Source organism: Aquitalea sp. ASV15 (assembly GCF_016429115.1).
Lineage (GTDB): Bacteria > Pseudomonadota > Gammaproteobacteria > Burkholderiales > Chromobacteriaceae > Aquitalea > Aquitalea magnusonii.
Genome location: NZ_JAELTZ010000023.1, coordinates 56,474 through 64,717, shown reverse-complemented (window position 1 = coordinate 64,717; position 8,244 = coordinate 56,474). Strand labels below are relative to the sequence as shown.

At 60.9% G+C, this 8,244-nt stretch carries 7 protein-coding genes and 2 rRNA genes; 5 read left to right on the top strand and 4 right to left on the bottom strand.

What is annotated here, in order from left to right; translation table 11 throughout:
* Positions 1-103, top strand: a 5S ribosomal RNA gene (gene rrf, locus JHD64_RS12145); the annotation flags it as partial.
* Positions 104-201: 98 nt separating this feature from the next.
* Positions 202-316 (top strand): 5S ribosomal RNA (gene rrf, locus JHD64_RS12140).
* Positions 317-390: 74 nt separating this feature from the next.
* Here rrf (JHD64_RS12140) and JHD64_RS12135 read toward each other — a convergent pair.
* Positions 391-891 carry a DUF523 domain-containing protein gene (locus tag JHD64_RS12135; protein ID WP_199053374.1) on the bottom strand — a complete coding sequence of 167 codons (501 nt, stop codon included), beginning with the start codon at positions 889-891 and terminating at the stop codon, positions 391-393.
* A complete protein-coding gene (locus JHD64_RS12130; protein WP_199053373.1) occupies positions 888-2,342 on the bottom strand; it encodes a PLP-dependent aminotransferase family protein in 1,455 nt (484 codons plus the stop codon). Before JHD64_RS12130 ends, JHD64_RS12135 begins: the two co-directional genes overlap by 4 nt.
* A gap of 102 nt (positions 2,343-2,444) precedes the next feature.
* On the opposite strand from JHD64_RS12130, the gene JHD64_RS12125 reads away from it, so the two are divergent.
* From JHD64_RS12125 to JHD64_RS12115, 3 genes are all read left to right on the top strand, one after another.
* The gene (locus JHD64_RS12125; protein ID WP_233170467.1) at positions 2,445-2,834 is read left to right on the top strand and encodes a rhodanese-like domain-containing protein; all 390 of its coding nucleotides are present in this window, start codon (positions 2,445-2,447) and stop codon (positions 2,832-2,834) included.
* 8 nt (positions 2,835-2,842) lie between these two features.
* The gene (locus JHD64_RS12120) at positions 2,843-3,598 is read left to right on the top strand and encodes a GNAT family N-acetyltransferase (protein ID WP_199053371.1); all 756 of its coding nucleotides are present in this window, start codon (positions 2,843-2,845) and stop codon (positions 3,596-3,598) included.
* Between the two features lie 92 nt (positions 3,599-3,690).
* Complete coding sequence (locus JHD64_RS12115) at positions 3,691-5,130, top strand: hypothetical protein (RefSeq protein ID WP_110313556.1); 1,440 nt, start codon at positions 3,691-3,693, stop codon at positions 5,128-5,130.
* Between the two features lie 102 nt (positions 5,131-5,232).
* On the opposite strand, the gene gabD is transcribed toward JHD64_RS12115, so the two are convergent.
* Together gabD and gabT are read right to left on the bottom strand one after the other, a co-directional pair.
* Positions 5,233-6,693: an NADP-dependent succinate-semialdehyde dehydrogenase gene (gabD, locus tag JHD64_RS12110; RefSeq protein ID WP_255524354.1), complete on the bottom strand. Its 1,461-nt coding sequence runs from the start codon at positions 6,691-6,693 to the stop codon at positions 5,233-5,235.
* Positions 6,694-6,784: 91 nt separating this feature from the next.
* Complete coding sequence (gabT, locus tag JHD64_RS12105) at positions 6,785-8,050, bottom strand: 4-aminobutyrate--2-oxoglutarate transaminase (RefSeq protein ID WP_059285257.1); 1,266 nt, start codon at positions 8,048-8,050, stop codon at positions 6,785-6,787.
* Positions 8,051-8,244 lie beyond the last annotated feature (194 nt).

The following is an 8,244-nucleotide window of genomic DNA, read 5'->3' as shown; positions in this document are numbered from 1 at the left end:
AGCGAGGTGGTCCCACGCCTTCCCATCCCGAACAGGACCGTGAAACGCCTTAGCGCCGATGATAGTGTGGCATTCGCCATGTGAAAGTAGGACACCGCCAGACTCCCCTTACAAAAGCCCAGCTCAAACGAGCTGGGCTTTGATTTAACTGTTTTCCTGACCGTCGAGTCATTCCGGCAGGAAAGCAGGTGACAGCTTGTGTTTGGTGGCCATAGCGAGGTGGTCCCACGCCTTCCCATCCCGAACAGGACCGTGAAACGCCTTAGCGCCGATGATAGTGTGGCATTCGCCATGTGAAAGTAGGACACCGCCAACCTTCCCATTTGCCAGCTAGCTGGCAGTAAAAAGCCCGGACTTGTTCCGGGCTTTTTACATTCTGATCTCATCAAATCAACGCATGTCGGTCACCAGCGCCAGCAGTTGGTCTATTTCATTTTCATTGAATACCTGCAAACCATGTTGTTGCAGCAAGGCAGCAGTGACACCCTGGCCGTGTCGCAGCTGTTGACTGAAGCTCCCATCGTAGATGTCGTGATTGCCACAGGACGGGCTATTGGCTTTGAGTAGTGCCAGCTGGCAACCATATTGCTTGGCCAGCTGCAGGGTGTGCTCGGCACCGGCCCGGAATGGCTGGCTGACATCTTCGCCACTGGCCGTCACCACCCGGGCTTGGCCGCGCAGCACCTGCCGGCCATCGCCATGAATGATTTCTGCGGCAGGTCGCGGCACGGGTAGTCCACCTGCGCATTCTGGGCAGACGGGCAGTAGCTGGTAATGCGATGCCAGCTGTGTCAGGCATGCGGCATTCTGGCTCTTGGATTGGCCATCGTAGCGCACCGGCTGTCCCAGCAGGCAGGCGCTGATCAGCAAGGGTGGTTTGTGATCGGTCACAACATGGGCTCCAGCAATTGCGCCAGCCGCAAGGCAGACTGGCGGATAAGGGTTTCTTCGACGCCGGCATAACCCAGCACCAGCCCGTTTTGCTCGGGCTGTTGCAGATAATGGCCGGATAGCGGGCGTAGCCATAGCTGCTCCCGCGCCGCAAGGCTGCTCAGTTGCTGGTCGTCGACATGGGCTGGCAGTCGGGCGACCAGATGCATGCCGGCCTGGCCTGCGGACAGGGGCACGGCGCTGCCCAGGGCATGCTCCAGTGTGTGGCGCAGCAGCTGCTGGCGTATGCGATACAGTTCGCGCATGCGCCGGATATGGCGGGCGAAGTGTCCCTGCTCGATAAAATCGGCCAGTGCGGCCTGCTGGGCATAGCTGCCTTCACGGTAGAAGCGGGCATAGGCCGCGCGGAAGCTGTCTGTCAGGGTGGGTGGGATAACCAGATAGCCTAGCCGCAGCGCTGGAAACATCACCTTGCTGAAGGTGCCGACATAGATGACCCGTTCGCTGCTGGCCAGCCCCTGCAGCGAGGCGATGGGCTGGGTATCGTAGCGGAATTCGCTGTCGTAATCGTCCTCGATGATCCAGCTGTTGCAGGTTTCTGCCAGTTGCAGCAGCTCCAGCCGCCGTTGCAGCGACATCACCACGCCACTGGGATATTGATGGGAGGGGGTGATGTAGATCAGTCGTGGCGTACTGCCAACAGGGGCGGCTGCCGGATTCAAGCCTTGTTCGTCTACCGCGACGGGAATCAGCTGCAGACCGGCGGCTTGTAGCGCAGCCTGGGCACCGACATAGCCCGGATCCTCCATCCAGGCGCAGTCGCCGGCATCGCTCAGCAACCGGGCCGCCAGTTCCAGCGCCTGCTGGGCACCTTGCACGATGAGAATCTGCTCGGGCTGGCAACGTACCGAGCGCGACAGTTGCAGATAATCGCAAACAGCTTGTCGCAGTTCCGGCAGGCCGCCTTGTTGCTGATAGTGCCACCAGTGTGCGGGAGCCTGTTTGCTGCGCACTTGCTGCAGCCGCTGCCAGGTGTGATGCGGGAACTGCTGTAATTCCGGCAGGCCAGGCGCAAAAGCACCTGTCAGCCCGGTGGGTAAGCGGCACTGCGCGGTAAGTTGCTGCCCGCGCTGTGACAGGCCGGCATGTGGCATGGTCGGTGGCAGATGGGCGCTTTGCTGTGCAAAGAGCGGGCTGACAAAGGTGCCTGCTCCTTGCTTGCTGTGCAGATAGCCTTCGGCCAGCAACTGGTCGTAAGCGGCCAGCACGGTATTGCGGCCGAGCTGCAGCGCCTGCGCCAGTGTGCGGCTGGCCGGCAGCGCGGTGCCACCTTTCAGTTGCTGGCTGCGAATGGCTTCGCGCAGCAGACGGTAGAGCTGTTGCCCCAGCGTGGTCTGGCCATCGCGTAGCAGGCAGCGCTGCAGGTGTTCGATAATCCAGTCGGTTTGCACGGTGATGAGTGGTTCCTGCGTGAAGGTGGCAAGTGGTTCTTTTGAAGGAATCAATTTGCCCGTAATCTGCTTGTATTGCAATGCATGAACAAGGAGGGCGTGATGACGCAGCTGGAGTTCTATCAGGCCAAGCTGGCCTATGAAATCGATGCCGCTGATGTAAAGGCCGCACTGGATGCCGGGGAGAAGGTGATTCTGATTGATACCCGTGCGGCCGGTGCATTCGAAAGAGAAACCATTCCCGGTGCCTTGTCCTTGCCACACCGTACCATGTCGGCACAGACCACGGCAGCGTTGCCGCGTGATGCCTTGCTGGTGCCATTTTGCGATGGCATCGGTTGCAATGGCTCGACCAATGGGGCGATCAAGCTGTTGCAGCTGGGTTTTCGGGTGAAAGAGCTGCAGGGCGGGCTGGACTGGTGGAAGCGTGATGGCTACGCCACCGTTGGCAGCCATGCGGTGGCGGCCACCTCCATTCAATGTGCCTGTTAGGAGTGCCCATGTCCGATACCTTTATCGCGCAGCGCCTGGCGGCTGGCGAAGCCAATGCCCTGGGCCAGTTGCATGGTTTGCCGCTGCCACAGTGGCAGCCCTGTCCACAGCCGCAGCCCGTGGTGCTGCACGGTCAGTATTGCCGGCTGGAGCCCTTGTCGGTGGCCCGTCATGGTGAGGCGCTCTACGCCGCGATGCAGCGGGATGTCGAGGGCGCAAACTGGACCTATCTGCCCTATGGCCCGTTTGCTGATCAGGCAAGCTATCGGCAATGGCTGAGCAGCATGGAGGGCCTGGCTGATCCGCAGTTTTACGCTATCGTGGACGCTGGTTCGGGGCAGGCTCTTGGGCTGGCGAGCTATTTGCGCATCGACCCGGCCAATGGGGTGATCGAAGTGGGCCATCTCAATTTCTCTCCCTTGCTGCAACGCACGCCGGCGGCGACCGAGGCCATGTATCTGATGATGCGCCATGCCTTTGCGCTGGGTTACCGCCGCTACGAATGGAAGTGCAATGCCCTCAACCTGCCGTCACGCCGGGCGGCCGAGCGCCTGGGTTTTCTGTTTGAAGGCTTGTTCCGCCAGGCCATGATCAGCAAGGGGCGAAACCGCGATACCGCCTGGTATTCGATACTGGATGGCGAGTGGCCGATGGTGCGCCAGCTGCTGGAGCAATGGCTGTCCGCGGACAATTTTGATGCAGCAGGGCAGCAGCGGCAGTCATTGACGGCGTTGATGACAAACTGGAGACAGACCCGGCAATAAGCCAAATTGCGGCATTTGGGCTCCCCGAGGTTTCACCTCGGGCGGGCTGGCGGGTACAATGGGATGTTTTTGCTGATTTTTCTGGTTGACTGATGACACCTCATCCCCGCAATGCTCATATCAAGGGCGAGCCGCAATTGCCCAATCGCTTCATTTTTGGCGACGCCGTGGACGAGTCCGGTCTGGAAGCGACCGAGTATCTGGTGCATACCGCTGCTCCGGCCTTTGTCTGCCGCCTGGTTGGCAATGATTTCACCGACTTTGCCGGTCGTGATGAAGACGAATTTGCCAGCGCGCTGCTATTCGATGTGGATGGCAACCGCAGCATTTACGTATGCAACCGCGGCTTGCGGCTGTTTGATTTCAATTTCAGTGGCGAGCCGCCGACAGCGGCCCGTCTGCAGGCCATCTGCGACGAAGCCATCGCCTGCTACCAGCGTTTGCATGAGGCTTATGCCGAACGCGAAGTCGGCCCCAAGGCCAGGGAGATGCGCCAGGGGCCAACCGAGCCCTTGCCACCGGCCGAGCGCAGCCGTGCCATCCGCACCTTGCGTGATGCGGCGCGTGCCGCTGCCCAGGACCCGATTCACCGCGCCGGTTTTGCGGCACAAGTGCAGCAGGCACTGATGGGCGGGGATCAGGCGGTGTTCACCGAAGCCCAGTTATCCCTGCTGGGCGAACCGGTGGCGCGTGCCTTGCTGGTGAATAGCGCGCGCGATGCCATTGCCTTTCCCGAAGTGGTGCGGGCGGATGGCTCGGTGATGTCTTTCGAATTGTGGGCCTTGCCCTTTGCCTTTTCCCGCGCGCAGGGTGGGGTGTGGTGGCACTTCCCCTTGCTGGAACGCCTGGAGACGCCGCTGGCGGATGCGCTGGATGTGCCGGAAAAGGCCATTCTGTGGATTTCCCCCACGCTGTTTACCGTGGACATGCTGAATGAGCGCGCTTGCCAGAACCTGATGCATCTGGCCGGTGTGATGGACGCCGGCTGTGATTTTGCGCCGCTGGATCCGGAGTCGTCGCGTGCCACTTACGAGGCGGCCCGCAAGACGCAGGACCCGCAGCTGGTGATTTCCTGGCTGCCCTTCCTGGTGGAACGTGGCGCCTTGCCGGTGGAGCAGGCAAGGCAGCTGTCGCGCAAGGCGCTGGATGCGGTGATGCCGCTGGTGCAGCAGGCCATCGGCGCCGAGATGGAATATGGCGAAGCCGAGCTGTTTGCACCGCTGCCGTGGTGGGAGTCCTTGCAGGCCGGGGTACGTGCCTGGAACCGCAAACGGCTGGGGCTGACCGTGGCCCTGATTGCCACCCGTGTCGGCGGCTTGCAGGACCTGGAGGCCGTGGCGGAATATCAGCCGGAAATGCAGGGTTATGAAGTGGGTCTCAAGTTGCGCGGCAGCGAAGAACTGCTGGCACGGTCGCCCTGGCTGGTGGTGCCGGACGTGGCGCCGGACAAGGATGCCACCTGGCAGGACTTGTGCGATTGCCTGCGCGAGGCGGACATTCCGCTGTCGGAAACCATCGTCAAGCTGCATTGATTGGTGGGCAGATGCAAAGACCAGGGCCGCGTGAGCGGCCCTGGTCTTTGGCAGATACGAAAAAGGCCGCGCAAGCGGCCTTTTCAGCAGGGATGACCGGACTTATTTGTCCAGGCCGCCCAGCAGTACGTATTTGATTTCCAGATAGTCTTCAATACCGTACTTGCTGCCCTCACGGCCCAGGCCGGATTGCTTCACGCCGCCAAAGGGCGCGGCTTCATTGGACAGGATGCCGCTGTTGACGGCGACCATGCCATATTCCAGACCTTCCGATACGCGGAAGATACGACCCACATCGCGGGCATAGAAGTAGCTGGCCAGGCCGAATTCGGTATCGTTGGCCATCTGGATGGCTTCTTCTTCGGTGCTGAAGCGGAACAGCGGTGCCAGCGGGCCGAAGGTTTCTTCCTTGGCCACTTTCATCGCCGGAGTCACGCCGGTAATCACCGTGGGTTCGAAGAAGCTGTGGCCCAGTGCGTGGCGCTTGCCACCCGCCACCAGCTTGCCGCCCTTGGCCAGCGCGTCGGCAATGTGCTCTTCCACCTTGGCCACGGCATTGGTATCGATCATCGGGCCCTGGGTGATGCCGGCTTCCAGACCATTGCCCACGTTCAGCTTGGCCACGGCAGCGGCAAATTTCTCGGCAAAGGCATCGTACACGCCATCCTGTACCAGGATGCGGTTGGCGCAGACGCAGGTCTGGCCGGCATTGCGATACTTGGAAATCATGGCGCCTTCGACGGCAGCATCCAGATCGGCATCATCAAACACGATGAACGGTGCGTTGCCGCCCAGTTCCATCGACACTTTCTTGACGGTGTCGGCACATTGGGCGATCAGTTTGCGACCCACTTCGGTGGAGCCGGTAAAGGAGAATTTCTTCACCGTATCGCTGCCGGTCAGCACGGCGCCGATTTCGCTGGAGCCACCGGTCAGTACCGAGAACACGCCGGCCGGGATGCCGGCGCGTTCGGCCAGCACCGCAATGGCCAGGGCGGACAGCGGAGTCTGGCTGGCCGGACGCACCACCATCGGGCAACCTGCTGCCAGGGCCGGAGCCGCCTTGCGGGTGATCATGGCATTGGGGAAGTTCCACGGGGTGATGGCGGCGGTCACGCCGATCGGCTCCTTGGTGACCAGGATGCGACGGTCGGCAGCCGGAGCCGGGATGGTGTCACCGTACAGGCGCTTGGCTTCTTCGGCATACCATTCGATATAAGAAGCACCATAGGCGATTTCGCCCTTGGCTTCGGCCAGCGGCTTGCCCTGTTCGCAGGTCAGGATGACGGCCAGGTCGTCCTGGTTGGCCATCATCAGGTCAAACCAGCGGCGCAGGATGGTGGCGCGTTCCTTGGCGGATTTCTTTTTCCAGCTCTTGAAGGCTTCGGCGGCACCGGCTACGGCGCGCTCGGCTTCGGCCTTGCCCATTTTCGGCACGCTGGTGATGACTTCGCCGGTGGCCGGGTTGGTGACCGGGATGGTTTCGCCATTGTCGGCATCCAGCCATTGGCCGTTGATATAGCACTGCTGCTTGAGCAGGGAAGGATCTTTCAGGTTCAGCATGTCTCTCTCCAGAAGGTGGGCGGAGGATATTGTTTGTGCAGACGGCCAACCCCGCTGCCGGGATTGGCCGTTGCCATCAGCCGTTAAGCGATCAGGCCTTCAGGGCGGCTTCCAGCTTGGCCAGCGCTTCGGCGAAGATTTCGTCTTCGATGGTCAGCGGGAACAGGAAACGCACCACGTTGTAGTACACGCCGCAAGTCAGCAGGATCAGGCCGGATTCCAGTGCCTTGGTCTGTACCTTCTTGGTGAACTCGGCATCCGGCTCGTGGGTGCCCGGCTTGTTGAATTCCACAGCCACCATCGCGCCCAGACCACGTACATCGGCGATCTGCGGGATGTCTTTCTTCAGGCTGTGCAGTTTTTCCTTCAGCAGGTCGCCCAGCTTGTTGGAACGTTCCAGCAGCTTTTCTTCCTGAATCACGTCGATCACGGCACTGGCAGCGGCCAGGCCCAGCGGGCTGCCGGCGTAAGTGCCACCCAGGCCGCCCGGTGCCGGTGCGTCCATCAGTTCGGCCTTGCCGACCAGGGCTGCCAGCGGGAAACCGCCAGCCAGCGACTTGGCCATGGTGGTCAGGTCCGGGGTCACATCGTAGTGTTCCATGGCAAACAGCTTGCCGGTACGGGCAAAGCCGGCTTGCACTTCGTCGGCAATCATCACGATGCCGTTGTCGTCACACAGCTTGCGGATGGCACGCACCCATTCGGCCGGTGCGGAGTAGAAACCACCTTCGCCTTGTACCGGTTCGAAGATGATGGCGGCCACGCGCTTGGCTTCGATATCGAACTTGAACAGTTTTTCGATGCTGGCCAGCGAATCTTCCACCGATACGCCGTGCAGGGCATTCGGGTAGGCAGCGTGGTAGATCTCACCCACAAACGGACCAAAGCCGATCTTGTACGGGGCAACCTTGCCGGTCAGGGCCATGCCCAGCATGGTACGGCCGTGGAAGGCACCGCCAAATGCGATCACACCCGGACGGCCGGTGGCGGCGCGGGCTACCTTGATGGCGTTCTCGACGGCTTCGGCGCCGGTGCTGAAGAAAGCGGTTTTCTTGGCGAAGTTGCCCGGAGTCAGCTTGTTCAGCTTTTCGGCCACATCGATATAGGATTCGTAGGGTACGACCTGGTAGCAGGTGTGGCTGAACTTGTTCAGTTGCGCGGCCACGGCAGCCTGTACCTTGTCGTGCAGATGGCCGGTATTCAGTACGCCGATACCGCCAGCAAAGTCGATGTAACGGTTGCCTTCGATATCCCATACTTCGGCGTTCTTGGCCTTGTCGGCAAAGAAAGTACACATTACACCCACGCCGCGCGGGGTAGCCTCGGCCTTGCGTTGCATCAGATCCTTGTTGCTCATTCCATCTCTCCTAAGATTGGGGTGCCTGGCGGCGATGTCCTGGACGGAAGGGCTGGTTGCGGCGGTGGCACTTTCAATGCTTTTTTGCCGGGTCAACCAGCTGCCGGGGCGATGAATCGGCGGCTTCCAGAGTCGTTTGATTCTAATCAGGTGTTTAGCAAAAAGCTACACTTGCCACAAAAAGTTAAACACTT